This window comes from Kitasatospora sp. NPDC003701 (assembly GCF_053587085.1).
The window spans coordinates 324832-351528 of sequence record NZ_JBSFNM010000001.1; the positions used below are offsets into that span (position 1 = coordinate 324832).

At 72.6% G+C, this 26697-nt stretch carries 18 protein-coding genes; 10 read left to right on the top strand and 8 right to left on the bottom strand.

Translation table 11 applies throughout. The features are described 5' to 3' along the window. The first annotated feature begins 278 nt into the window (after positions 1-278). Together ACWDRR_RS01260 and ACWDRR_RS01265 are read left to right on the top strand one after the other, a co-directional pair. Positions 279-3842 (top strand): ricin-type beta-trefoil lectin domain protein, encoded by a 3564-nt coding sequence (locus ACWDRR_RS01260; RefSeq protein WP_449770084.1) that lies wholly within the window; start codon positions 279-281, stop codon positions 3840-3842. Positions 3843-4219: 377 nt separating this feature from the next. Continuing rightward, positions 4220-5788, top strand: coding sequence for an APC family permease (locus ACWDRR_RS01265; protein WP_449770085.1), 1569 nt, complete (start codon positions 4220-4222; stop codon positions 5786-5788). A gap of 71 nt (positions 5789-5859) precedes the next feature. Here the strand turns inward: ACWDRR_RS01265 and ACWDRR_RS01270 are convergent, their stop codons facing one another. Next, positions 5860-6708, bottom strand: a complete 849-nt coding sequence (locus ACWDRR_RS01270; protein WP_449770086.1) for an NAD(P)H-binding protein — start codon at positions 6706-6708, stop codon at positions 5860-5862. Between the two features lie 90 nt (positions 6709-6798). Between ACWDRR_RS01270 and ACWDRR_RS01275 the strand changes: the two genes are divergently transcribed. Beyond that, the gene (locus ACWDRR_RS01275; protein WP_449770087.1) at positions 6799-7302 is read left to right on the top strand and encodes a MarR family winged helix-turn-helix transcriptional regulator; all 504 of its coding nucleotides are present in this window, start codon (positions 6799-6801) and stop codon (positions 7300-7302) included. Positions 7303-7462: 160 nt separating this feature from the next. Next, positions 7463-7723, top strand: a complete 261-nt coding sequence (locus ACWDRR_RS01280) for a GlsB/YeaQ/YmgE family stress response membrane protein (protein WP_449770088.1) — start codon at positions 7463-7465, stop codon at positions 7721-7723. 118 nt (positions 7724-7841) lie between these two features. Here ACWDRR_RS01280 and ACWDRR_RS01285 read toward each other — a convergent pair whose 3' ends face one another. From ACWDRR_RS01285 to ACWDRR_RS01300, 4 genes are read right to left on the bottom strand one after another with little or no spacing between them, the layout of a single operon-like run. Then, positions 7842-9182: a GH1 family beta-glucosidase gene (locus ACWDRR_RS01285; RefSeq protein ID WP_449770089.1), complete on the bottom strand. Its 1341-nt coding sequence runs from the start codon at positions 9180-9182 to the stop codon at positions 7842-7844. A 44-nt stretch (positions 9183-9226) separates the two neighbouring features. Beyond that, complete coding sequence (locus ACWDRR_RS01290) at positions 9227-10069, bottom strand: carbohydrate ABC transporter permease (RefSeq protein ID WP_449770090.1); 843 nt, start codon at positions 10067-10069, stop codon at positions 9227-9229. Further along, entirely contained in the window at positions 10066-10986 is a 921-nt protein-coding gene (locus ACWDRR_RS01295) for a carbohydrate ABC transporter permease (protein ID WP_449770091.1), read from the bottom strand. The genes ACWDRR_RS01290 and ACWDRR_RS01295 overlap by 4 nt, the downstream gene beginning before the upstream one ends. A 1-nt stretch (position 10987) precedes the next feature. After that, a complete protein-coding gene (locus ACWDRR_RS01300) occupies positions 10988-12301 on the bottom strand; it encodes an extracellular solute-binding protein (protein ID WP_449770092.1) in 1314 nt (437 codons plus the stop codon). 147 nt (positions 12302-12448) lie between these two features. Here ACWDRR_RS01300 and ACWDRR_RS01305 point away from each other — a divergent pair, with 147 nt between their 5' ends. Together ACWDRR_RS01305 and ACWDRR_RS01310 are read left to right on the top strand one after the other, a co-directional pair. After that, positions 12449-13705, top strand: a complete 1257-nt coding sequence (locus ACWDRR_RS01305; protein WP_449770093.1) for an ROK family protein — start codon at positions 12449-12451, stop codon at positions 13703-13705. Between the two features lie 296 nt (positions 13706-14001). After that, on the top strand, positions 14002-16569 hold the full coding sequence (locus tag ACWDRR_RS01310) for a discoidin domain-containing protein (RefSeq protein WP_449770094.1): 2568 nt from the start codon (positions 14002-14004) through the stop codon (positions 16567-16569). Positions 16570-16625: 56 nt separating this feature from the next. Here ACWDRR_RS01310 and ACWDRR_RS01315 read toward each other — a convergent pair whose 3' ends face one another. Next, positions 16626-17945, bottom strand: a complete 1320-nt coding sequence (locus ACWDRR_RS01315; RefSeq protein WP_449770095.1) for a cytochrome P450 — start codon at positions 17943-17945, stop codon at positions 16626-16628. Positions 17946-18305: 360 nt separating this feature from the next. Continuing rightward, positions 18306-21518, bottom strand: coding sequence for a M28 family peptidase (locus ACWDRR_RS01320; RefSeq protein WP_449770096.1), 3213 nt, complete (start codon positions 21516-21518; stop codon positions 18306-18308). Positions 21519-21937: 419 nt separating this feature from the next. Between ACWDRR_RS01320 and ACWDRR_RS01325 the strand changes: the two genes are divergently transcribed. From ACWDRR_RS01325 to ACWDRR_RS01335, 3 genes are all read left to right on the top strand, one after another. Next, positions 21938-23356, top strand: coding sequence for a helix-turn-helix domain-containing protein (locus tag ACWDRR_RS01325; RefSeq protein ID WP_449770097.1), 1419 nt, complete (start codon positions 21938-21940; stop codon positions 23354-23356). Positions 23357-23460: 104 nt separating this feature from the next. After that, positions 23461-23925, top strand: coding sequence for a rhodanese-like domain-containing protein (locus tag ACWDRR_RS01330; RefSeq protein ID WP_449770098.1), 465 nt, complete (start codon positions 23461-23463; stop codon positions 23923-23925). A 655-nt stretch (positions 23926-24580) separates the two neighbouring features. Further along, positions 24581-24988 (top strand): nuclear transport factor 2 family protein, encoded by a 408-nt coding sequence (locus tag ACWDRR_RS01335; RefSeq protein WP_449770099.1) that lies wholly within the window; start codon positions 24581-24583, stop codon positions 24986-24988. A 123-nt stretch (positions 24989-25111) separates the two neighbouring features. On the opposite strand, the gene ACWDRR_RS01340 is transcribed toward ACWDRR_RS01335, so the two are convergent. Continuing rightward, complete coding sequence (locus ACWDRR_RS01340; RefSeq protein ID WP_449770100.1) at positions 25112-25306, bottom strand: hypothetical protein; 195 nt, start codon at positions 25304-25306, stop codon at positions 25112-25114. Between the two features lie 670 nt (positions 25307-25976). On the opposite strand from ACWDRR_RS01340, the gene ACWDRR_RS01345 reads away from it, so the two are divergent. Continuing rightward, positions 25977-26684 carry a hypothetical protein gene (locus ACWDRR_RS01345; protein WP_449770101.1) on the top strand — a complete coding sequence of 236 codons (708 nt, stop codon included), beginning with the start codon at positions 25977-25979 and terminating at the stop codon, positions 26682-26684. The last annotated feature ends 13 nt before the right edge of the window (positions 26685-26697 follow it).

Here is a 26697-nt window from a genome sequence, read left to right on the forward strand (position 1 = left end):
CCCCTGAATCGGGGCCGAAGACAGGGAGGGATCACCGAACCAACATGTCCACCACTCCAGGCACATTCGTGAACACGCCACCGCCACCTTCGATACGCACACGCGCGATCCGTATGGCCGCTTTCGGTGCGAGTTGCATCCTCAGCCTCGGTCTGCTCACGGCACCTGCTGCGGTCGCCGTAGGCACTGCCACGCCGCCCTCCCACGGGCCGGCGGGCGGCGTACTACCACTCGTCCCCCCGACACCTGCGCCGCCCCGCACCCCGCTGCAGCAGGCGATGGTCGACGCCATCGCCAAGGCCAAGTCGACCGGCAAGCCGGTCGTCGTGGAGGCGATGACCGACGAAGCGTCGAAGACGATCGTCAACCCTGACGGCACCCTGACGACCACCGACAACGCCCTGCCCGTGCGGACCAAGCGCAACAACATCTGGGCGGACATCGATGTCACACTGCGGCCGAATGCGGACGGCACCCTCAGCCCCGCCGTCGCAAGCACCGGCCTGACACTCTCCGGCGGAGGTACCGGAGCGATGGCCACGGTCTCCACGTCGGACGGCAAGAAGCTGTCCGTCGCCGCGCCGTTCGCCCTGCCCAAGCCGGCGCTGAACGGGGCCACCGCGACGTACGCGAACGTGCTCCCGGGCGTCGACCTTCAGTTGACCGCACTGCCGGTCGGCGGGTGGCGCGACGTGATCGTCGTTCACACGCCCGAGGCCGCCGCGAACCCGGCGCTCAAGACCCTGCGCTTCCCGATCACCGCCCAGGGGCTGACCGCCTCCTCCGATGCCGAGGGGCGGATCGACGTCAAGGACGACACCGGCGCACTGCGTTTCCGGGCGCCCGCACCGCTGCAGTGGGACTCCTCCCGTCCTGCGGCGGACGCTCCCGCTCCGGCGCCCAAGTCGGCCAAGCTCGCAGCCCTTGCGGCAGCACCGGCTTCCGCGCCGCAGCCGCCCGTCGAGGGGGCGATGTCGACCACGGAGGCGCCGGGCGACGGCGCCAACGTCTCACTCATCGGTAGCAAGGTTGCGGGCAATGCGATCGAGCTGACTCCTAATCAGGAGGCGCTCAACTCCGGTACCGGACCCTGGTACCTGGACCCGTCGCTCACGGCCGTCACCAGCTATACCCAGAGCTCGGTGGAGGTGCAGGAGAACCACGAGACCGCGGAGAACTTCAACAAGAAGTCCAACCTGGCCACAGGCTACTGCGGTTACAAGAGCAGCGACCCGAACCTGGACTGCGGCAAACTCGGCCGCCAGCGTGCCTACTTCCAGTTCAACGTCAACCCCGCCATCTACACCGTCGTCGACGGTGCCGAATCCGCACCGACGCTGTTCACCTCCACCCTCAACGCCCAGGTCACCGGAGCCTCCAGTCCCGGCACCAGGACCCCGCTCGCCGTGTACTGGGCTCCCACCGGCATCGACGAGCACACCAGCTGGAACCGCCAACCCTGCGGGACCGACGGCAACATGGTGATGGAGGGCTGCGCGCCGGTCAACGGCCAGTGGATCACCGGCACCGGCCCGCTCGCCCTTGACGTCACCGACATGATGAAGCGCGCGGCCGCCGGCAAATGGGCCACCTGGACGATCGGCATCGCTCCCGAGACCAGTGAGTGGGAGAAGCTCTTCCGCCACGCCATCGCCAGCAACCCCAGCGTCACCACCACCTACGACATCACCCCGACCGTCTGGTACCCGCGCACCAGCCCCGCTCCCGGCTTCGCGAGCAACAACAGCACGGCGGAGTGCAAGAGTGGTGGTGCCGGTAGCAATGCCTGGGACAACCCGGGCTGGGTCGGCAACAACCAGAACGTCTACCTGCTCGCCAACAGCTGGTCCCCCACGGGACAGAGCCTCTATACCGGATTCCAGATGTGGGACGACAATGATCCCAACTTCTCCTGGGCTGACGGACGTTGGGGGCGCAGTTACAACGACCCCGCCGAGGGGGTGCCGACGGGCCCGTTGAGTGACGGCCACCAGTACGGCTGGCTCGCTCGCTCCTCTGACGGCCTGCTCACCTCGCCCGCGAGCGCCTGGTGCTACTTCCGCGTCGACCGTACCAATCCTCGCCTCAGCATCAGCTCCACCGACTTCCCGCCCTCCGGTACGCCCAACCCCACGCCGACCAGGTACATGAACGATGAGGGCGCGTTCACCATCAACGCCGAGGACCCGGCCCCCGGCACAGGACTCCAGGCCTCGGGTGTCGCCTGCATCCGGGTGAGCACCGACCCGACGCCGGTGGTCGGCTGGCGTTGCGACCAGAGCGGCGTCCTGGCCCCTGGTGCGTCCTATAGCTACAAGCCCAAGGACTGGGGCACCAACACCCTCTACGCGTGGGCGATGGACAACGCCGGCAACTACAGCCAACCGGCGGTCTACAACTTCTACGTCCCCTGGAGGCCGGACACCCAGCCGCTCTTCGGCGACGTTGACAACGATCAGAAGCCCGATGTCGTCACCACCGACAAGAGCGGTGACCTGCGGGTCATCGGCGGCACCATCGACCCCACCACCTCTCTCGCCGCCCCCGCTGCGGCTGCCCCCGGCAACCGCGAGTACGGCGTCACCTGGGCCGACTTCCAGGTGAGCCATCACGGAACCTTCGCCGTCGGGCAGGCCGTGGACGAGATCCTTGCCCACTACACCAAGGACTCCACGTCCAAGCTTCGCGAAGCGCTCTACCTGATCCCCAACAATGGCACTGGGCGCTTTGACACCCTCACGCCCGTTGCGCTCAACCGACCCGCCTGTGCCACCTACGAATCCGGTACGCCCTGTCCTGGCTACAACCCGAACAACTGGAGTGACGTCTCGCAGGTGATCGCGCTCGGTACACCCGAAGGGGAAGCCGTGGCAGGTGAGCCGAACAACGAGACCCACAAGGTCATCATGACCCAGACCTCCGTCCTCACTCTGGAGAACAACAACCTCTACTTCTTCCAGGCAAACGGCCAGGCGGACAGCCTCGACGCCGCCACCCTCATCCCCACCGCCTCCGGAAGCTGGGCCGACCTCGAACTCATCAACCCCGGTGCGGCCAACGGCGCCACCACCATCCCTGACACCAGCGACGAGACCCATCAGGCCACTCTCTGGGCCCGGAACCGCACCACCGGGGACGTCTACGCCTACCCGCTCGGCTGGAAGAGCGACGGGACCGTCGACTACTCCGCCCTCACCAAGCCCGACCAGGGCACCAAGCTGGTCACCGGCCAGCAGCTGACCGCCGCCGACTTCCCCCGTATCGGCGCGGGCGACCTCAACAACGACGGAACCGCCGACCTGTGGGTCATCGACAACAGCAACGCGGTCGCGGTCTTCGCCGGTGCCGACGACTCCGGAGTCAAGGGCAAGGTCACCACTTTCGTCACCCCGACGTTCGCCGGCTACTCCGACTCCAGCGTCACCATCCGCTCCAACCACGTGGACTGGCTCTGCGCGGACAATGAGGGCGGGCCCTTCGAGGGAGCCGAGCTCTCCGTCTACGGCTGCTGGGAGACCATCAACCAGCGCTTCAACTTCGCCGTCGACGGCACCGTCCGTGCTGGCAGCTGGTGCGTGTCCACCAAGGACAATTCCCTCGGCAACGGCGCCAGGGTGGTCCTCTCCCGGTGCGTGGGCAACACCGGACAGAAGTGGGCCGTCCGTCCCGACGGCCGCATCTACCTCCCGGCCACCGTCGACCCGGTCAACAATCCCGCCGGACGGTGCCTCGAACTGCCCGGATGGGCCACCACCCAGGGGACCCGCCTCGGTATCTGGGACTGCCCCGCATTGCAGAGCAACCAGCAGTGGACTCTGAGGTACGAGAAGCACGCCCCCTGAGTGCGCGAGCTGGATCCCAGGGCCAGCTGACGTAGGGCGTGTTCGCGGGGGCGGGGCTTCGAGGAGCCCCGCCCCCGCGAACGCAGGCCGGCGGGGCCGTCGGTACGACCGTGATCGGACCACGTCGGCGCCGGGACGATCGCAGTGCCGGCGACCGCGGAGCGGCTCGACTGTGCACGGGTGACAACGCGGCGTGTCCGCCGGGCGGCCCTGCGACAGGGAGGTCCGCGACTGCGTGGGCTCCGCCGGTTGGGCTGGCCGTCGGCGCAGCGAGCCGCGGAGGGGCGGCGGCAGTATGGTCGATTCAAGGTGGTTTGTCTTGGCCCCGTGACTGTGCCCGACGATCTCGGGCCGGTCCTGGGGAGGAGGTGGGATCGATGCCGCACTCCTCCGACGGCCCGGCCCCGAGCGTGGCGCCCCAGGCGACCGGCTCGGGTGCGGGCGAGAAGGGGTTGAAGACCGGTGCGCTCGGTCTGGTCTCCTCGATCGCGATCGGGCTGGCCTCCACGGCCCCCGCCTACAGCCTCGCCGCCACGCTCGGCATCATCGTGGTGGGCGTGGGGTTCCAGGCGCCGATCGTCACCATCCTGGCGTTCATCCCGATGCTGATGATCGCCTACGCCTACAAGGAGCTCAACGCCTCCGATCCCGACTGCGGCACGACCTTCACCTGGGCCGCCCGGGCGTTCGGGCCGAGGACGGGGTGGATGGGCGGCTGGGGGATCATCGTCGCCGACATCATCGTGATGGCGAACCTGGCCCAGATCGCCGGCGTGTACGGGTTCCGGCTCATCGGTCTGGACTCGTTCGCCGAGAGCACGCTGTGGACGTCGTTCGCCGGGGTGGTCTGGATCATCGTGATGACGGCGATCTGCTACGTCGGCATCGAGATCTCCGCCGCCCTGCAGCGCTGGCTGCTGTCGATCGAGGTGGTGATGCTGATCGTGCTGTCGATCACCGCCCTGGTCAAGGCCTACGGCAGCGGTGCGCCCGACACGGCGGCGCACGTCGGCGCCTCCTGGTTCAACCCCTTCGACATCCCCTCGGCCGGGGCCTTCACGGCCGGCATGCTCGCCGCGGTCTTCATCTACTGGGGCTGGGACACGGCCGTCTCGGTCAACGAGGAGACCGCCGACGCGAAGCGCACCCCGGGGCGCGCGGCCGTCATCTCCACCGTGCTGCTGCTGTTGATCTACACCCTGGTGTCCACCTCGGCGCTGGCGTTCGCGGGGATCGGCACGGAGGGCATCGGCCTGGGCAACGAGGAGAACTCCGGGGACGTGCTGTCCGGCCTCGGCGACGCGGTCTTCGGCACCGCGGGCTTCGGCGGGTTCCTCAGCAAGCTGCTGATCTTCATGGTGCTGACGTCCGCCGCCGCCTCCACCCAGACCACCATCCTGCCCACCGCCCGGACGTCCTTCTCGATGGCCACGCACAAGGCCGTCCCCGCCCCGTTCGGCCGGGTGCACCCCCGCCACCTCACCCCGACCTGGTCCACCGTCGGCATGGGCCTGGCCTCCATCGCCTTCTACGTGCTGCTGACCGCGATCAGCGGCAATGTGCTGGCGGACTCCATCGCCTCGGTGGGGCTCGGCATCGCCTTCTACTACGGCCTGACCGGGTTCGCCTGCGTCTGGTACTACCGGCGGGTGCTGACCAGGAGCGTCAAGGACTTCGTCTTCAAGGGGCTCGTGCCGTTGCTCGGCGGCCTGGTGCTGCTCTACTTCTTCTGCTACGCCGCCTTCGACGTCTACGCCGATCCCGACTACGGCTCGACCTCGATCGATCTGCCGCTCATCGGGGAGACCGGCGGCGTGACCGTGATCGGCATCGGCGCGCTGGTGCTGGGCGGAGTGCTGATGCTGGTCCAGTGGGCCGTCCAGGGCTCCTGGTTCCGCCACCCCGACGTACCGGTGAGCGCCGCCGACCCGGCCGACGCGCCGTAGCCGCAGGGCCGAACCGCGCCGAGGTCCCGGTGCCCGGCGGGTCGGTGCCCGGCGAGTCGGTGCCCGGCGGATCAGTGCCCGGCGGTGAAGGCGGCGGCGTTCTCGCGGGCCCACTGCCGGAACGGGCGGGCGGGCCGGCCGAGCAGGGTCTCGGTGGTGTCGGCGACGGCGGCGGGGCCGTGGCGGTCGGCCGCCTCCCACAGGTCGAGCAGCGAGGTGACCATCGGCGCGGGCAGGTGGCGGCGCATCTCCTGCTCGGCCTCGGCGCGGGTGATGTGCTCGACCGGGATCTCGCGGCCGAGGGTGTCGGCGAGGACGGCGAGCTGCTCGCGGAAGCTGAGCGACTCGGCGCCGGTCAGCGTGAGGGACTTGCCGGTGAGGCCCCGGCCCGTCAGCGCGGCGACGGCGATGTCGGCGATGTCCTCGGGGTGGATCGGGGCGGTCTGCGCGTCCGGGTAGGCGAGCCGGACCGGCATCGACCCGCCGATGAACCGGGCCCAGCCGAGGGCGTTGCTGGCGAAGGCGTCCGGGCGCAGGAGGGTGCAGGTGAGCGCCGATGCGGCGAGGGCCTGCTCGACCAGGAGGCTATGGCGTGCGAGCGGGTCGTTCGCGGCGTCCTCGCCGAGGACCGAGGAGGAGGAGAGCAGGACGACGTGCTCGACGCCGGCGGCCTCGGCGGCCGCGACCAGCTCGTGGATGCCGGCGGGCTCCGGGTAGAGGAAGACCTGGCGGACACCGTCGAGCGCGGCGGCGAAGGTCTCCGGCCGGTCGAGGGCGAGTTCGGCGACCTCGACGCCGGCCGGGACGGTCAGCCCGGCGGGGGCGGCGCTGGCGGCGCGGACGGTGTGGCCGGCGGCGTGCAGGCGGTCGATGACGGCCCGGCCGACCTTGCCGCGGGCGCCGGTGACGAGGATCTTCATGAGGGCTCCATTCATTGCTGTAGACATATGCATGCTCACATGCATGTAATTTCATGTCAACACATGTCTTCGAAAGGTCATCCGGATACGATGACGGGCATGACGAAGCACGAGCCGCAAACGGCCGATGAGCTGCTGAACGCCGTCGGCCCGGCCTTCGGGAAGCTGCGCCGCTCCTCGCTCCTGGACGTCGAGAACCCGGTCTCGCAGAAGGACCTGAGCCGCACCCTGGTGCTCAACATCGTGCTGGAGGCCGAGCAGGGCGACGCGCGTGAGGTCACCGTCGGCGCGGTGGCGGACCACCTGGGGGTGGACCCCTCGGTGGCCAGCCGGATGGTGTCCGACTCCATCTCCGCCGGCTACCTGGTCCGCGCCGCCTCCCAGCAGGACGGCCGCCGCACCGTCCTGCACCTCAGCCCCGAGGGCCGCGAGCTGATGAGCCGCTTCCGCCGGCACCAGCGCGCGGCCTTCGAGCAGGTCACCGGGGACTGGACCGAGGGCGAGCGCCTGGAGTTCGCCCGCCTCATGCTGCGGTACGTCGCCGCGCAGGACCGGCTCCGCCGGCAGGCCGTGGAGCGCGACGCCGCTCGCTGAGCCCCCCGGTACCTGCGGGCGGGCGGTCGTACGGGCGGTCGGGCGCACCGGTCGCCCGGGAGCCCGAACGGCGGTCAGGCATGAAGCCGGTGCGGCGGGGCAGGCGAGGGGGCGTCCCGGTCGACCGGCCGGGAGCGCTGCCAACCGGGAGGTTGTTCCCATGACGCTGATCTGGGCGCTCGTCGTCGGACTCGTCGTCGGTCTGCTCGCCAAGCTGGTGCTGCCGGGCCGTCAGCCCGTCCCGCTCTGGCTGACGGTGCTGCTGGGGCTGGTGGGCGCACTCCTCGGCAATGTGCTCGCCTCCGCGCTCGGGGTGCGGCACACGGACGGTGTCGACTGGATACGGCACCTGCTCCAGGTGGCCGTGGCCGCCGCCCTGATCTCGGCCGTCACCCCGGCCTACCTCGGCCGGCGCCACTGAGGCGACGGAGGGGGCGACGGAGGGGGCGACGGCGGGGGCGACGGCGGGGGCGTTGCGCGGACAGGTGCACCCGAGGGGGCGCGGACCGACCCGGTCCGCGCCCCCTCGGGTGTCGGGTTCACCGGCCCCGGTGGGCGGCGATCAGCTCGGCGTAGCGCAGGCCGCTGCTCTTGACCGTCCGGCGCTGGCTGGCGTAGTCGACGTGGACGAGGCCGAAGCGCTTGTCGTAGCCGTACGCCCACTCGAAGTTGTCCAGCAGCGACCAGGCGAAGTACCCGGCCGGCGCGGCGCCCCGGGCGGCGGCGCGGGCGCAGGCGGCCAGGTGCTGCTCCAGGTAGGCGGTGCGCTCCGGGTCGTGGACGGTGCCGTCGGGGGCGACGGTGTCGCGGTAGGCGGAGCCGTTCTCGGTGACGTAGATCCGCCGCACGCCGTACTCCTGGGTGAGGCGCACCAGCAGCTCCTCCAGCCCGGGGGCGTGCACCTCCCACGGCATGGCCGTGTGCTCGGGGCCCGGGCCGGGCAGCTGGCGGAAGTGCGGGGCGGGGCCGGTCGGGTCGTCGGCGACGATCTGGCGGAAGTAGTAGTTCAGGCCGAGCCAGTCGAGCGGGGCCCCGATGAGGTCGAGGTCGCCGTCGTGCACGGGCAGGTCGACGCCGTAGGCGTCCAGCATGTCCTCGGGGTAGCCGCGGCCGAGGACGGGGTCGAGCCACCAGCGGTTGATGTGGCCGTCGGCCCGGACGGCGGCGGCCCGGTCGGCCTCGGAGCCGGAGGCGGGGGTCACCGGGCTGAGGTTGTTGACGATGCCGATCCGCGCCCCCGCGACGCTCTCGCGCAGCACCTGGACGGCCAGGCCGTGGGCGAGGTGCAGGTGGTAGGAGGCGCGGACGGCGGCGGTGAGGTCGGTCAGGCCGGGGGCCATGGCGCCGTCCAGGTGGCCGATCCAGGCGGAGCAGAGCGGTTCGTTGAGGGTGGCCCAGTCGGTGACCCGGTCGCCGAGCCGGGCGGCGACGACGGCGGTGTACTCGGCGAAGCGCTCGGCGGTCTCCCGGGCCGGCCAGCCGCCGCGGTCCTGCTGGGCCTGCGGGAGGTCCCAGTGGTAGAGGGTGGGGAAGGGCGTGATGCCGGCGGCCAGCAGGGCGTCCACGAGGCGGTCGTAGAAGTCGAGGCCGGCGGGGTTGACCCGGTCGTCGGCGAGCGGGACGACCCGGGGCCAGGCGATCGAGAACCGGTAGGCGCCGAGGCCGAGGCGCTTCATCAGCGCGACGTCCTCGGGCCAGCGCCGGTAGTGGTCGCAGGCGGTGTCGCCGGTGTCGCCGCCGGCCACCTTGCCGGGGGTGTGCGAGAAGGTGTCCCAGATGGAGGGTGCGCGGCCGTCGGCGTCCACGGCCCCCTCGATCTGGTAGGCGGCGGTGGCCGCGCCCCAGAGGAAGTCGTCGGGGAGGGCGCTGAGGTCGTTCACGGCGGGCCTTTCGATCGGTTGGGCCGGAGCGGCCGCGGGGAGGGTCACTTGACGGCTCCGGCGGTGAGCCCGGCGACCAGGTACCGCTGGAGCAGCAGGAAGCCGGCGACGACGGGCACGCTCACCACCAGGGAGGCGGCCATCACCTGGTTCCAGTACACGTCGTTGAGGGTGGCGTAGCCCCGCAGCCCCACGGCCAGGGTGCGGGTCTCGTCGTTGGTGAGGACGGAGGCGAAGAGGACCTCGCCCCAGGCGGTCATGAAGGCGTAGACGGCGACCGCCACGATCCCGGGCACCGCCGCCGGGACGATGATCCGCAGCAGCGCCTGGAGCGGCCCGCAGCCGTCCACCAGGGCGGCCTCGTCGAGGTCGCGGGGGATGGAGTCGAAGTAGCCGACCAGCATCCAGATCGAGAACGGCAGCGAGAAGGTGAGGTAGGTGAGGATCAGGCCGCCCCGGCTGCCGTACAGCGCCACCCCGGTCGCGTTGCCGACGTTGACGAAGATCAGGAAGAGCGGCAGCAGGAACAGGATGCCGGGGAACATCTGGGTGGAGAGCACGGTGACGGTGAACAGCCGGCGGCCGCGGAAGCGGTAGCGGCTCACCGCGTAGGCGGCGAGGATCGCGACCAGCACCGAGAGCAGGGTGGCGCCGCCGGCCACGATCAGCGAGTTGACCAGGTAGCGACCGAGCGGGATGGTGCGCCAGATGTCCAGGTAGGGCCGGAGGGTGACGGTGCTGGGGATCCACCGGAACGGCCCCTGGACGTCCTGCAGCGGCTTCAGCGAGCTGCTCAGCATCACCAGCACGGGGGCGGCGGCGAAGACCGCGAGCACGGTCAGGAAGATCCGGCGGAGCAGGCGGAAGGACGCGGGCGGGTGGATCATGGCGCATCCCTTCGGCGCGAGGTGAGCAGCAGGTAGCCGGAGGTCACCAGGAGCAGGAAGAGCAGCAGGAGCACCGACATCGCGGAGCCGGCGCCGAAGTTCCAGGTGACGAAGGAGGACTGGTAGATGTGGACGGAGACGAGGTCCGCGGCCTCCGGCGCCGACCGGCCGAACAGGATGTACGGCGTGTTGAAGTCGTTGAACGTCCAGAGGAACAGCACCAGGACGAGCACCAGGTTGACCGGGCGCAGCGAGGGCAGGGTGATCCGGCGGATCTGCTGCCGGACGCCGGCGCCGTCCAGGGCGGCCGCCTCGTAGAGCTCGCGCGGGATGTTCTGCAGGCCCGCGGTGAGGGTGAGGAAGGCGAACGGCCAGCTGCGCCAGACCGAGACGGTGACCAGGGCGGCGAAGCTGTTGTCGCCGAGCAGCCAGAACGGCTTCTCGTCGACGAGGTGGAGCTGGTCGTGGAGCAGGTGGTTGATCAGGCCGGTGTCCCGCTGGAACATGAACGACCAGGTGATGACGGCCGCGTAGACCGGCAGTGCGTAGGGGAGCAGGAACAGGGCGCGCAGCAGGCCGCGGCCGCGGAAGGTGTCCTGCATCATGATCGCGGCGGTGGTGCCGAGCAGCCAGGAGAGGCCGACGGCGAGGGCGGTGAACGCGCAGGTGACCCAGAAGGAGTGCAGCAGGGCCCGGCCGACCGGCGCGTGGAAGTCCACCGCCAGGCGGTAGTTGGCGAACCCGGTCCAGGGGGCGGCGGTCCAGTCCCGGAGGAAGAACTGGGTGAGCTGTTTGAAGCTCATCACGATGCCGACCACCATCGGCACCAGGTGGATGAGCAGTTCGAGGACGAGGGCGGGGAGCAGCAGCAGGTAGGGGAGTGCGCTGCGACGGGGGAGGAGGCGCTTGCGGATCACCTCACTTGGCCGGCATCTGCTGCTGGGCCTTGGTGAGTTCGGCCTTGACGGCGTCGTCGGTGACGGTCTTGCCGGCGGCGGCCGCCGCGAGCAGGTTCTTCACGGCGGTGCCGATCAGGGTCTCGAACTGGCTCTCGTCGGCGACCTGCGGGAGCGGCTTCGCGCTCGTGGCGAGGACGTCGGTGAGGGCCTTGAGCTCGGGGGTGGCGAAGGCCGGGTCGGCCTGGGCGTCCTTGACCGGCGGGATCGAGCCGTACGTCCGGTTGAGCTGGGTCTGCTCCTCGGTACCGGTCATGAACTTGACGAAGGAGAGCGCGCCGTCGGTGTTCCTGGTGTTCTTGAAGACGGCCAGGTTGATGCCGGCGACCATCGAGGTGGTGGCGCGGTCGCCGGTGGCGCCGGCCGGGACGGGGACGGGGGCGACGCCGTAGTCCTCGGGGTTCATGCCGTGCGACTTCAGGTTGGCGCCGGCCGCCTGCCACATCAGCATGGCGGCCTTGCCGGTGGCGAAGTCGGTGACGGACTGGTTGTTGGCGTACTCGGCGTTGCCGGGGGCGGCGATCTTCTCGGTGCCCAGCAGGCCGACGTAGCTCTTGACGGCGGCGACCGCGCCCGGGCCGTCGAAGGTCGGCTTGCCGGCGGCGTCGAAGAAGTCGGCGCCCTGCTGCTTGGCGAGCACGAAGGCGTGGTGGACGTTCTCGGAGACGTTGCCGCCCTCCAGGGCGAGCCCGTAGCGGCCGCCGGTGGTGAGCTTCTTCCCGTCGGCGACCAGCTCCTCCCAGGTGGCCGGGGGCTTGTCGAGGCCGGCCTCGGCGAAGAGCTTCTTGTTGTAGTACAGGCCGTAGGCCATCGAGTAGAGCGGGACGGCGGCCGGGTCCTGGCCGGCGGCGCCCGCCGAGGCGAGGGCGGCGGGCAGGAAGCGGTCCTTGCCGCCGATCTTCGTGAAGGCGGCCGCGTCGAACGGGAGCAGCGCGCCGGTGGCCTGGAGCGAGGCGGACCAGGTGTTGCCGATGTTCAGCACGTCGGGGCCCTGGCCGGAGCTGGTGGCGGCGAGGATCCGGTTGAGCAGGTCGGCCCAGGGGATGACCTCCAGCTTGACCTTGATACCGGTCTGCTGCTCGAACTTTCTCAGTTCCGGCTCCAGGACCTGGCGGTCGTTCTCCAGACTGGTGCCCTGGTTGGAGGCCCAGTAGGTGAGCGTGCCGGGGCTGCTGTTGTCTCCGCCGCCGGACGCGGAACCGCCGCCGCAGGCGGTGGCGGTGAGGACCAGGGTGGCGACCAGGGCGGTGGCCGCAGCGGCTCGGCTGATGGGCACGATCGATTGCCCCTCTCGGGTGGGGTGGGCGGGCTCCGACGTGAAGTGCCGTGATGCGCGGCTTACTTCAGGCCGTGATTTAACGTGTGAGAAAAGCTTCCGTCAAGGGTTCGGACAGCGATAGATTCGGATCAGGAGGACGATGCCATGACCGTGCGAGGCAAGACGACGGTGCGTGACCTGCGCAGGGGCAGCCGGTCGGCGCTGCTGCGCCGGCTGTATTTCGACGGGCCGCTCAGCCGGCAGGAGCTCGGTGCGATCACCGGGCTCAGTGCCGGTTCGATCAGCAACGTGACCGGCGAGCTGCTCGCCGACGGCCTGATCGAGGAGTGCGGCTCGGTGGAGTCGGACGGCGGCCGCCCGAGGATCCTGCTCCAGGTCGCCGCCGGGCGGGCCCGGCTGGTCGGCGTGGACGTCGGGGAGACGCAGGTGCGGGTCGCCCTGTTCGACCTGGCCCGGACCGAACTGGCCGCCAGCGACCGGCCGCTCTCCGACTGCGGCCACGACGTGGACCACGTGGTGGAGCTGATCCTGGCCGGGCTGGCCGAGGTGCTGGAGCGCACCGGCACCGACCCGGCCACGGTGCTCGGCGTCGGGATCGGCGTCCCGGGCATCGTCGACCAGGGCGACCCGGCCCCGGACGGCCTCGGGATCGTCGTGCACAGCCAGACCGTCGGCTGGGACGCCGTCCCGCTCGGCCGGCTGCTGCGGGCCGGTACCGACCTGCCGCTGTTCGTCGACAACGGCGCCAAGACGCTCGGCCAGGCCGAGATGTGGTTCGGCGCGGGGCGAGGCAGCCGGCACGCGGTGATCGCCCTGTTCGGCTCCGGGGTCGGCGCCTGCGTGATCGCCGACGGCGTCCGCTTCCGCGGGGCCACCAGCAGCGCGGGGGAGTGGGGGCACACCAAGGTCCACGTCGGCGGCCGGCGCTGCCGGTGCGGCGCGCGCGGCTGCCTGGAGGCGTACGTCGGCGCCGAGGCGCTGGTGGAGCGCTGGGGGGCGGCGCCGCCCGGCGACGGCGAGAAGGCGGGACTGGCCGCGCTGCTGGCCGCCGCCGAGGTGGGCGAGCCGGCGGCCACCGGCCTGCTGGCGGAGGCGGCGGAGTACCTCGGCGCGGCCATCGCGGACCTGGTCAACCTGTTCAACCCCGAGCGGATCGTGATCGGTGGCTGGGCGGGTCTGCTGCTGGGCCCCCGGCTGCTGCCCGCGATCCGCGCCGCGGCCACCGAGTACGCGTTGCGCTTCCCCCGGGAGCAGACGTCGATCGTGCTCGGCACGCTCGGGCCGGAGGCGGTCACCGTCGGCGCGGCGACGCTGCCGCTGACCGACTTCCTGGACTCCGGGGGAGCGTTCCCGCGCCGTGCCGAACCCTCGGCGCGGGAGGTGCGGGCCACCCCCGCCTGACCTGCTGCATCGCGCTGAGTCGTTACCGCACAAGCTAGTTCACGGTGTGAGGAAAGTCGGCGCGAAGGGTTGACACCCCCGATCGGCAGCCCCGAGACTCCCGGTCGGGGGCACTCCCCGAGCCCGGACGGCGGGCCGGGGGCGCTCTGTCGCACCCCGCCCCAGCGCGGTCGGCCCGCCGCCGACCGCCGAGCCGCCCTGTCGTTCCCCACCGCCCGGTGCCTGCGCCGCACCGGGTGCGGGCAGCGGCGTGCGCCCCCGCACACCCCACCCACCCCCACCCGCAGGAGAAGCCCATGAGGCTCGCTTCAGCACGCCCCCGCAGGGCCCCGGCCGCACTGGTCGGCCTGGCGCTGCTCTCGGGCGCCGTCCTGGCGCTGCCCGCGCCGGCCGCCCGTGCCGCCGACACCCTGATCTCCCAGGGCCGGGCGGTCACCGCCTCGTCCACCGAGAACGGCGCCACCCCGGCCGGCTACGCCGTCGACGGCTCCACCGGCACCCGCTGGTCGTCCGCGGCGAGCGACCAGCAGTGGCTCCAGGTCGACCTCGGCGCCACCGCCTCCCTCACCAAGGTGGTGCTGAACTGGGAGGCCGCGTACGGGCGTTCGTACCAGATCCAGACCTCGGACGACGGGTCGAGCTGGCGCACGCTCTACAGCACCGCCAACGGTGCCGGTGGCACCGAGACGCTCGCCGTCGCCGGCAGCGGCCGCTACGTCCGGATGAACGGGCTGGCCCGGGGCACGGGATACGGCTACTCGCTCTGGGAGTTCCAGGTCTACGGGAGCTTCACGCCCGGCGGCGCCGACTGCGGCACCGCCGACGCCGCACAGGGCCGGCCCGCCACCGCCTCCTCCACGGAGAACGCCGGCACGGCGGCCGGCAACGCCGTGGACGGCTCCACCGGCACCCGCTGGTCCTCGGCGGCGAGCGACCCGCAGTGGCTCCAGGTCGACCTCGGCGCCGTCCGGCAGCTCTGCCGGGTGGTGCTGAACTGGGAGGCCGCGTACGGGCGTTCGTACCAGATCCAGACCTCGGACGACGGGTCGAGCTGGCGCACGCTGTACGCCACCGCCAACGGTGCCGGTGGTACCGAGACGCTCGCCGTCGCCGGCAGCGGCCGCTACGTCCGGATGAACGGGCAGGCCCGGGGCACCGCCTGGGGCTACTCGCTCTGGGAGTTCCAGGTGAACACCACCGACGGGCCCACCGTGCCGCCGGTGCAGGGCGGCGGTGACCTGGGCCCCAACGTCCTGGTCTTCGACCCCGCCACCCCCGGCATCCAGGCCAAGGTCGACGCGGTCTTCGCCCAGCAGGAGTCCAACCAGTTCGGCAGCGAGCGCTACGCGCTGCTCTTCAAGCCGGGCACCTACCAGAACCTCAACGCCCAACTCGGTTTCTACACCTCGATCGCCGGGCTCGGCCTGAAGCCGGACGACACCACGATCAACGGCGACGTCACCGTGGACGCCGGCTGGTTCAACGGCAATGCGACGCAGAACTTCTGGCGCTCCGCCGAGAACCTCGCGCTCAACCCGGTCAACGGCACCGACCGCTGGGCCGTCGCCCAGGCCGCGCCGTTCCGCCGGATGCACGTCAAGGGCGGTCTCAACCTGGCGCCCGACGGCTACGGCTGGGCCAGCGGCGGCTACATCGCGGACAGCCGGATCGACGGCGCCGTCGGCAACTACTCCCAGCAGCAGTGGTACACCCGGGACAGCGCGATCGGCGGCTTCTCCAACGGCGTCTGGAACCAGGTCTTCTCCGGCGTCCAGGGCGCACCGGCGCAGGGCTTCCCCAACCCGCCCTACACCACCCTGGACAGCACGCCGGTCTCGCGCGAGAAGCCGTTCCTCTACCTGGACGGCAACGACTACAAGGTGTTCGTCCCGGCCAAGCGGACCGACGCCCGCGGCGTCTCCTGGGACGGCACCCCGCAGGGGAGTTCGCGGCCGCTCAGCCAGTTCTACGTGGTCAAGCCGGGTGCCACCGCGGCGACCATCAACGCGGCGCTGGCCCAGGGGCTCGATCTGCTGTTCACCCCCGGCGTCTACCACGTCGACCGGCCGATCGAGGTCAACCGGCCCGACACCGTGGTGCTCGGCCTCGGCCTGGCGACCGTCGTCCCGGACAACGGGGTGACGGCGATCAAGGTGGCCGACGTCGACGGTGTACGGCTGGCCGGCCTGCTGGTCGACGCCGGACCGGTCAACTCGCCCGTCCTGGTGCAGATCGGCCCGGACAACGCCGCCGCCGACCACGCCGCGGACCCGACCACCCTGCAGGACGTGTTCATCCGCGTCGGCGGCGCCGGCCCCGGCTCCGCCACCGCCGGCATCGTGGTCAACAGCGACGACGTGATCGTCGACCACAGCTGGATCTGGCGCGCGGACCACGGCGCCGGCGTCGGCTGGACCACCAACCCCGCCGACTACGGCCTGCTGGTGCGCGGCGACGACGTGCTCGCCACCGGCCTGTTCGTCGAGCACTTCAAGAAGTACGACGTCGAGTGGTCCGGCGAGCGCGGCCGGACGATCTTCTTCCAGAACGAGAAGGCGTACGACGCGCCGAACCAGGCCGCCGTGCAGAACGGCGCGACCAAGGGCTACGCCGCCTACAAGGTCGACGACGGCGTGACCGCCCACGAAGGGTGGGGCCTCGGCAGCTACTGCTACTTCAACGTGGACCCGACCATCCGGATGGACCACGGTTTCGAGGCCCCGGTGCGGCCGGGGGTGCGGTTCCACGACCTGCTGGTGGTCTCGCTGGGCGGCAACGGCCAGTACGAGCACGTGATCAACGGCACCGGCGGCGCGACCTCGGGCACCGCCACCACCCCGTCCACCGTGGTCGCCTTCCCCTGAGCCGGCCCCCCGGGGCGCCACGGCGGCCCCCGGAGGTCCGGCAGGCCCCGCCCCGGTCACGCTCCCGCGAGCGTGGCCGGGGTGGGGCCGTCGGGCCGGACGGTGATGCTGTAGGCGGAGCCGGCGGGGGTGCTCAGGAAGCGGGGCGAGTACGCCGGGAGGAGGAGTTCGAGCAGGGCGGTGGTCTCCCGCAGGGCGAACTGGGTGCCGAGGCAGGCGCGGGCGCCGAGCCCGAACGGGTAGTAGGCGCCCAGGTGGGCGGGCTTGCGGCCGGGAGAGGTGAACCGGGCCGGGTCGAAGCGCTCGGGATCGGGCCACCACTGCGGGTCGCGGTGCGTCAGATAGGGGCAGACCAGCAGATCGGTGCCGGCCTCGACGCGGTGGCCCGCGAGGGTGTCCGCCTCCAGCGCGTGCCGGGGCAGGATCCAGGCGGACGGGTACAGCCGCAGCGTCTCGCTCACCAGCGCCTGCACCGCCCCGCGCCGCTCGGCCGAGCCCTCGGGGCCGGCCGCCAGGGCCCATGCGCGGGCCTCGGGATGGCCGTCCAGCAGGAGGAAGAGCCAGGTCAGCGTGGTCGCGGTGGTCTCGTGCCCGGCGACCAGCAGGGTCACCAGCTCGTCCCGGATCAGCCGGTCGGTGTACTCGGGGTGCTCGTCGGCGGCATCGATCAGCACCCGCAGCAGGCCGTCCCCCGCCGGGTCGCGGCGGGCGGCGTCGATCGCGGCGTGCGCGACGGCGTCGATCCGGGCCAGGTCGTCGGCGACCGCCTCCCGGGCGTCCGCGCCGTCGGCGGGCAGGGTCGGCAGCGCGGCGACCACCCGGGCCACCGAGGCGAGTTCGCGGTCGGTCCGGTCGTCCAGCGGGCGGCCGGTGAGGGCGCGCCAGACGGTGTCGAGGGCGAAGTGCCGCATCTCCTCGCCGACGTCCAGCTGCTCGCCGGTGCGGGCGTAGCCGGCCCAGCGGTCGGCGGCGCGGCGGGCCGCCTCGGCGATCCGCTGCTCGTAGCGGCGCATCCCGGTGCCGGTGAACTGGGACTGCAGCAGACGCCGTTGGCGCTTCCAGGCCTCGCCGGTGGCGGACAGGACACCCTCGCCCGCCAGCATCCGGGCCCGGTGGGAGCGCTTGACGTAGCGGTCCGGGTGCCGCCCCAGCACGTGCTGCACCGCGTCCGGGTCGGTGACCAGGACGGTCGGTTCCGGCCCGAGCCGGAACGCCGCGACGCCGCCCAGCCGTTGCCGCGCCACGGTGAGCAGCTCGATCAGGTCGGTCCGCTCGGCCCGCCACTGCGCGACGGCCCCGGCCGGCAGCTCGGGGACGGGCCGGGCGGCCCCGTCGGCGGGCGGCGGGACGGGGGCGGGGTGGGCTTCGGTGGCCACGGCGTTTCTCCTCTGCCGGCGCGGTCGACTGCTGGGCGGGGGCGCTCGGCTCCTCGCCCGGCTGACTGTACGTCAGCGCACTACTACCGCGGGCCGCTCCGCCCCGCTCCGTCCCGCTCCGTCCCGCTCCTCGGCCGTCGGCCGGCCGGGACGTGCTGCGGGCCCCGGCCGCACCGCCGGGGCCCGCAACGACGGCGGGGTGCCGGTCCGCGCGGCCGATGCCGCCGTCCGGACCGGCGGCCGACCGGGGTCGCACCCCGTCGTGCCCCCGGCGACCCCCGCCGCACAGAAGGCCGGGCCGCGGCTCGTCCCCCTCGACGAACCGCGGCCCGGCCCGGCCCGGTGGACCTCCGGATCAGGTCAGATCTGCTGCCAGAGGGCCGGGACGATGTTGGGCTCCCAGCCGACCTGAGCGGTGTGGCCCTGGATGCAGCGGTAGCTGACGCCGTTCCAGGTGACCACGTCACCGGCCTGGTAGGTGGTGCCCGGCGTCCAGGTGCCGCCCGGGTTGCCCGGGTCGGTGCCGACCACCAGCGAGAAGGTCGTGCTGTGGCTGACCGAGCCGGTGCCGGTCACGGTGATGGTGTAGGTGCCGGCCGCGGTGCCGGAGCCGACCGCGAGGGAGAGCGTCGCGGAGGAGCCGGACTGCACCGAGGACGGGCTGACGGTGGCCGTGACGCCGGCCGGGGCGCCCGAGACGGAGAGGTTCACCGTCTGGGCCGAGCCGGACGTGGTGGCCGTGGAGACGGTGGCACTGGCCGAGCCGCCCGGCGTGGTGGTGGCGGTGGCCGGGTTCACCGCGACCGAGAAGTCGTTGGTCGGGATGGGACCGCTGCCGACCGAGGTCTTCCACAGGGTGTACGCGACGCCGTCGGCGCTGCGGTCCAGGGCGGTGGCGTTGATGTTGCTCGTGGTGTCGCACGCCTGGTGGTAGCAGGAGTCGTACGCCCGGTTGGCGGTGCCGCCCCACTTGGTGGCCTGGGCCGGGGTCTTGACGGCGCTGGCGCCGGCCGCGTAGCCGGAGGTGGGGATGCCGCCCTGCTGGAAGGAGTAGTCGTCGGAGCGGCCCTGGCCCTCGACGTTCTCCTCGGGCTGGACGCCCAGGGAGTCCCAGTAGGCCTTCATCGGGGCGGAGGCGGCGGAGTTGATGTTGTTGATGAAGTAGCCGGCGTTGGGCGAGCCGACCATGTCGAAGTTGTAGTAGCCCTTGATGGCGCTGCGCTGGGTGGAGCTCAGCTGGTTGACGTAGTACTGCGAGCCCTGCAGGCCCTGCTCCTCACCCGTCCACCAGGCGAACCGGACGTGCCGGGTCAGGGTGGGGTTCTGCTGGGCGAGCGTCAGCGCGTTCTCCAGCAGGACGGCGGAGCCCGAGCCGTTGTCGTTGATGCCCGGACCGGCGGCGACGCTGTCCAGGTGCGCGCCGAACATGGTGACCTGGTCGGTCGGGCCGCCCGGCCAGTCCGCGATCAGGTTGTTGGAGCTGTAGGTGCAGGAGGAGCAGGTCTGCTCGCTGACGGTGAAGCCGGCGGCCTGCAGCTTGCCCTTGATGTAGGCGAGCGACTGGCTGTGGCCGGCCGAGCCGGCCCGCCGGTTGCCGCCGCTCTGCGAGGCTATGGTGTTCAGCTGGGCCAGGTGCGCCTGCACGTTGGCGACGCTGACGTCGGGCACCCCGGGGTTGGGGTTGCCGCCGCCGACGGTCAGCGTGTACTGCGCGGTGTGCGTGGCGGAGCCGGTGCCGGTCACCGTGATGACGTAGGTGCCGGGGGTGGCGGAGGAGGAGGCCGAGGCGGTCAGCGTCGCGGACGAACCGGCCTGCACCGAGGTCGGGCTGACCGAGACGGACACGCCGGCCGGGGCGCCGGAGACGGCCAGGTTGACGGTCTGCGCGGTGCCCGAGGTGACGGCGGTGCTCACCACGGCGGTGGTCGAGGCGCCGGGCTGGACGGAGCCGGACGCCGGGTTGAGGGCCAGCGAGTAGTCGTTGTTCCCGCTCGGCGTGCAGGTGGGCTCACCGCTCTGGGTGGTGACGCTGATCGCGTCCCAGGCCGCCTTGGTGCGGGTGTACAGGCCGCAGGTCGGGTCCAGGTTCTTGGCCGCGGTCAGGGTGGAGACCCGGTACTTCTTGTAGGTCATGCCGCTGGTCTTGAGCAACATGCCGCCGTAGAAGATCCGCCCGGCGTCCTTGATGCCGACGCCGGTCACCGAGGAGCTGTTGCAGGTCGGGCTGGTGGGCTTGCCGCCGCCCGGGTTGGAGCCCTCGGCGAGAAGGTAGAACCAGTGGTTCAGCGGACCCGCCGCGGCGTGCACCTCGGTGCTCGGGATCGATGAGGAGTAGCAGTTGGGGTTGTTGCCCACCAGCGAGGGGTTGTACATGTTGCGGATCGGCCCGTTGCCGACCAGGTTGATCATCTCGCCGACGGTGTAGTCGGGGTTGTCGTACGGGGACGGCTCGTTGGCGTACGCCTCGGTCAGCGCGCCGAAGATGTCGCCGGTGCCCTCGCCGAGGCCGTTCTCGTTGTTGGCGCCGCCGGGCGTGTACTGGTCGATGCCGTGGCCGAACTCGTGGCCGACCACGTCGATCGCGGCGATCCACTCGTTGGCGTTGTTGTGGCCGATCGAGACGGAGGAGCCGTCCCAGTAGGCGTTGACGTCGTTCAGGCCGACCTTGACCGGCCAGCTGCCGCCGTTGCCGTTGTGGCCGTTGCGACCCAGCCAGTCGCGGAGCATGTCCCATTCCTTCTGCGCCGCGAACATCACGTCGGCGCAGCCGGTCTCCTTGCTGGTCGGGTTGCCGGTGCCCCAGGAGTCGCTCGACTTGGAGAACACCTGGCCGGAGCTGTAGTCCGCACAGCTCAGCCCGGACCGGTTCGGGTCGCGCAGCGAGTACGTGCTGCCCGAGGCGGTGGTGCTGATGGTGACCGGGGCCGGGCCGTTCCACTTGCTGTTGGCGGTACCGGCCTTGACGTCGTCGTAGCTGTCGATCACCTCGCCGCTGCGGGCGTCGACGAAGACGTGCAGCCGGCTCGGGGCCTCGGACGTCCGGCCGTTGAGCACGGTCTCCCAGGCGAGCCGCCCGGTGCCGTCCTGGACCTTGACCACCAGCCGGCGGGTGTCGACGCCGTCCACGGCGGCCAACTTGGTGCGCGCGGTCTTCTCCGCGTTGGCGGCGCTGACCAGCGGTGCGGTCGCCAGCGGGGCGACGGCCGTCCCGCCGACCGGCCCGGTGGCCGCGGACTGGAGGCCGCGGACCTTGCCCTGGCCGTCGGCCAGGACGACGGCGTCGCCGCCGACCACCGGAAGGCCCCGGTAACTGCGCTCGTAGGCGACCGAGTAGAGGCCGCCGAGCCACGGGGTGACGGACTGGCGCTCGTAGGTCTCGCCCGGGCCCTTGGCCAGGGCGTCCAGGCCCGCTGCGGCCGCCTGGTCGGCGGCGGACACGGCGGCGGCCAGCGCGCTCGGCGGCGCGCTGACGGCCGGGCCGGGCTCGGCGGCGGCCTGCCCCACCGCGGTGGCGGTGAGCATGCCGGCCAGGACGGTCAGGGTGGTTCCCGCCGTCAGTAATCTGCGTTTCATTCCGAGGCTCCTCGAACGTGGGGGTGCTCGACCGCGGACGACGTGCCTGTCTGGCGCTCACCGCGGGGCCGCATCGGGGGACGGCCGCTGCGGGCGTCCGCGCTCGGGTGCCGGAACCCTCACACGCCGTCATGGCCCGGTCAACGGGTCCGGCACGGCATTCGTGCGGTTGGCAAGTTCTGTCAAGCTGCGGGTTTTGTGGAGAGGTTGAGACCAAGAGGTTGAGACCACCTCATGTACGGACCGCGCGCGGTCCAGTACCGTCCTGTTCGTCGGAGCAACCGGAACCGGCTCGCCGGAGCCGATCCGACGGAACCGATTCGACGGAGCCGATGTGCCGGAACCGATCGTCGGAGCCGATTCGTCGGAGCCGATGTGCCGGATCCGCCTCGCCGGAACCGACTCGGGAGGGCAGCCCCGTGTACCGGAACCACGCCGACGCACCGCCGGACGGTCCGCCGCCGGCCGACACGCTCTGGCGGGCCTTCGGCGCCCGCCTGCGGCACTGGCGCCGGCGGGCCGGCCTCACCCAGGCCCAGCTCGGCGCCGAGATCGGCTACGACCACACCGCCGTCAGCAAGCTCGAACACGGCGCCCGCCGGACCACCCTGCGGATCGCCGAGCGGCTGGACGGCCTGCTGGAGGCCGGCGGCGAGCTGCGCACCGCCTGCCTGCGGGCCGAGGAGGGGGACGCGGGGGAGTGGGACCGTCCCGCCCCGGCCGCCCCACCGGCCCCGCCCGCCCCGGCCGGCTGGGCCCGCCCCCCGCTGCCCGGCGGCCCCGTCACCCCCGAACCGGCCCTGCCGCCGCTCGCCGCCGGGGGACCGCCCCGCCGGCTCCCCGACTACGGGCTGCTCTGCCCGCTGCACGGCGCGGCCGGCTGCGCCGTCCCCGAGGCCGGCGAACTGGCCGTCCTGCACGCCGCGTTCTGCGCCGCCGACCCGGACACCGCGCGGCCCCTGGACCCCGACACCGCGCACGCCCTCACCGGCCTGCTCGCCGCCCACCTGCGGGCCGGCGAGGCACCCGCCGGGCCGGGCACCGCCGCCGTCGAGGAGACCCTGCGGGTGATCCTGCGCCGGCTCGCCGGCACCACCGACGCCCGGGCCCGCCGCCCGCTCGCCCGGCTCGCCGCCGAGTACGCGCACGCCGCCGGCGGGCTGCGGATGCAGCACGGTCGCAACGCCACCGCGATGGCCTGCTTCGACCGCGCGCTCACCTGGGCCGAACTGGCCGACGACCCGGCCACCCAGGTCGCCGCGCTGAGCGACATGAGCACCCTGGCCCGGCTCGACGGCGACCCGGCCGCCGCGCTCGGCTACGCGCGCGAGATCGCCCGCGCCGCGCCCGGCCGGCACTGGGCCGGCGCGATGTCCCAGGTCGGCCAGGCCCGGGCGCACGCCCTGGCGGGCGACGTCCGCGCCACGGTCCGGCACATCGCCCGCGCCCGGCTCCACCTCGACCACATCGGCGAGCACGACGAGACGGACGCCCCCTGGCTCTCCATCGCCTCGATGCGGCTGCGGGTCGAGTCGGGGGCGGCCGCCGCGCTGCGCGACGCGGCCGCCGCCGTCGGGGACCACCGGCTCGCGCTGCGCGCCGTGGACGCCGCCGACACCGCGCTGCGCCTGCTGGCCCCGGACCAACTGCCCACCACCCGGCTGCTGTTCACCATCCGGATGGCCGACTGCCACCTGTGCGCCCACGACCCGCAGACCGCCGTGGCCCTGCTCGCCCCGGTGCTGGACGACGCCGCGACCGCGCTGCCCGCCCTCGCCCGCCACGAACTGCGCGGGCTGCGCGCCCGGCTGGGCGCCCACGGCCTGGCGGTATCTTGACGAAGGTGGGCGATCACGCCGCTTCCGGGCCCGGGCCCCGGCGGGCGAGGATCGAACCACCGCCGAACAGGGCGGGCCCCGGTACGAGTTCGAGGAGCACCCCGATGACCGCCAGCGCCGTTCTCAGCATCCCCGCCGCCGACCCGGCCGTCGCCGCCGCGCACTTCCTCACCCGCCTCTCCTTCGAGGCCGACGTCTCGGACGTGCGCGCCGACCTGGCCGCCGGCGTCCCCGGCGTGGTGGTGGTCGACTCCCGCAGCGAGGTGGCCTGGGCACAGGGCCGGATCCCGGGCGCGGTGCACATCCCCACCGCGCGGATCGCCGAGCTGGCACCGCTGTTGATCGACCCCTCGGCCACGGTCGTCACCTACTGCTGGGGCCCCGGCTGCAACGGCGCCACCCGCGCCGCCCTCGCGTTCGCCCGGCTCGGCCACCCGGTCAAGGAGATGCTCGGCGGCTTCGAGTACTGGGTCCGTGAGGGCTTCGCCTACGACACCGACCACGGCACCGAGCAGCGGCCGGTGGACGACCTGACCGCCCCGCGGTCCGGGATCTCCTGCGCCTGCTGAGCCCGATCGGCGGTGACGACGGCCGACCGGGTCGGGTCGTTGGCCCGGGCTGGTCGGCCGTTGGAGGCGACGGTCGGGTCGGTCGGGCCAGGGTGGTTGGGCCGTCGGGGCCGGTCGGTGGGTGCGGAGGGCGTGAGGGGCCGCGGTCGGGGTGTGGCCGGGGTGTGGCCTCACCGGGCCATTGTGGCCGGGGTGTTGCGACCCTGTGGCGCGCGGTTGCGGGAGGCTGCACAGCCGTTGAATCGCTCGTCCGGCCGTTGATTGATCGTCTTCGCGTTCCTAGACTCGGGGACGGCGAAAGCGCGCCGGTCACAGGGCCGGCCCGGCCCACCGGCAGCCCGGTGGTGCGGTGAGGCGGCCGGGGGGCGAGCCGGGTGACACGGCGTCATGTCGTAGGCAGCCATGGTCGAGGCCCGGGTGGGCGGGGTGCGGAGGACGTCGTGGCGCAGCGGACGGCCGGGCGGATCGCCGCGGACCTCAGGTTGGTGGCGCGGCGCGCCGTCGACCTGCGGCGGTGCGCCAGCTCGCTCTGTTGCTGACGGTGTCGCCGTGTCGCTGACGGTGACGCTGTTGCCGGCGTTGCCGACCGGCCGGGTCATGTGCCCCCGAACGACCCGGACCTCCCCCGTCCCGCCTTCCCCGCCGAGGAGACCGTATGGCCACCGAGCTGTCCCCGTCCGACGCCGAGCAGATCCGCCAGTTGCTCGCCCGTTTCTCGCACGCCTTCGACAACGCCGACGCCAAGGCGCTGGGGGAGGTCTTCGCCGCCGACGGGGTGCTGGAACTCGCCCGCACCGGCGCGGTGTTCAGCGGCCTGGACAAGATCCGGGTGTTCAGCCGCGACCTCGGCAACCGGTCTCCCGACCAGCACACCCTGGACAGCGTGCTCACCGCCGAGCCGGACGGCACCGTCCGGGGCCGCAGCCGCTACCTGGCGATCCAGTCCGACGGGAGCGTCCACAACGGGGACTACTTCGACGTCTACGTCCGCACCGAGGACGGCTGGCGGATCGCCCGCCGCCGCTCCGTCCCGCGCTACCCGCTGCGCGCCGGCGAGGCGTAGGGGCCGGAGGGCGGCCGGGCGCGGGCCCCGGACCGCCGGAGCCTCCCGGCCGCCGGGCCCCGGGAAGGCCGGGATCAGCGCGCTCTCCGAGTGAGCGTCGGGGCGCCGGCGGCCCGAGCGGGTTCACCGCCGCCCCCGGGCCCCGGTGGTGCCGCGTTCGCCGTCGGTGTCGTGTCCGGGGGCGGCTCCGGCCGCTGCGCCGAGGGGTGCGGCCTCGCCCAGGTCCTGGACCCGGACGGGTCGTCGGCCGTCGAAGACGATCGCGAGGACGTGCGGGTCGCAGATCGGCAGCCGCCCTCCGCGACCCCCAACTGCCACGTGCCGACGGAGAAGTTCACCGGCGGCTCCTCCGGCGGGACGTCGGTGGGGCCGGGGCCGCAGCAGTGACCGAGCGCGGTCTCGGGGTGGGGCCGAGGAATACCGGGTCGGGCTCCAGTGCCCGGCGGACGGGTGAAGCCCCGCCGTCAGGTGGTCGTCGACCCCGCCGAGCACCTCGGCAACCGGCGCGAGGTCGACCCGGTCGAGGTCCTCGGCGCGCTCCAGCAGGATGCTGGCCTCGACCGGGCCCCGTACAGCGGGCAGTCGGGCTGTCGGGCTGTCGGGCCGGCGGGCGGTTGCTCCGGGCTCCGGGCTCCGGGCTTCGGACCCGGGGCCCGGCGGGCCCCCGTTCGCGGAGCAGTGCCCCGATGTCGGGCGGAACGCCCTGGTGGACGCGGTCACGTCGGCTCAGGGGGCCTCCTGCGCCCCTTTTGGGCAGGTGGGCCGGACCTGCGGCCCGGTGGGCAGGCCGGGGGCCGCTGCTCCTCGGCCTGCCCTGTCAGCGGTCTGGTACCCCTGCCGAACGGCAGGGGTACCAGACCGCTGACAGGTGTTCAGAACCTGTCGAACGGCACATGTGCCGCCCTGTGGTCGGGCGGGAAGCTTGACCCGTCAGCAGGAAGACGCCCCGGCCACGGGCCGGTAGGCGCGCCAGACGAGGGAGTTCGGCATGTCCGTCATCATCAACACCGCCCGGGTGCGGGCGACGACCGGGGCGATCGCCCTCGGCACGCTTCTTGCCGCCGTGGGCGGTTGCGCGTCCTCCTCGCCGGTCACCGCTGCCGGGGGCGTGTCACCGGCAGCGGTCACGGCCGGCCCGTCGGCCTCCCCCTCATCGGGGGCCGTGGCGCCGGCGGCGGTGGGCGGGTCGGTGCGGATCGGTTACGCCTACGCTCCCGACGACGACATACGCTTCACCTTCGAGGTGGACTCGGTGCCGTTCAGCCGTCCTGCGACGGGGGCGCCGCAGGGGCTGCCCTCGGACGCGCGTGGCACGGTCCGGATCTCGCACCACGTCACGGCGTTGGACCGTACGGTGACGTCCGAGGCCGCGGTGGACTGCCTGCTGACCGGTGACCGGGCGGCCTCGTTCAGCGCCGTCGTCACCCGGGCCGATCCGGAGGCCGCCGACACCGTCGGCAAACGGTTGGGCTTCAGCGTCCTCGACGGCGGCTCGCCCGAGCACCCCGACCGCGTGGGGTTCTCCTGGGGCGTGGCGAACCTGGACACCGACGCCACCGGTCAGGCGGTCGAGGGCCGGGTCGGCACCTGCATGGCACCCGCCCCGTTCGCCCCGGTCGTCACGGGTGACCTCACCGTGCGGCCCGCCGACCTGCCCCCGCTCCCCGCCGCCCCGAGCACCCCGGCCGGCCCATGAGCGGAGCCCGACG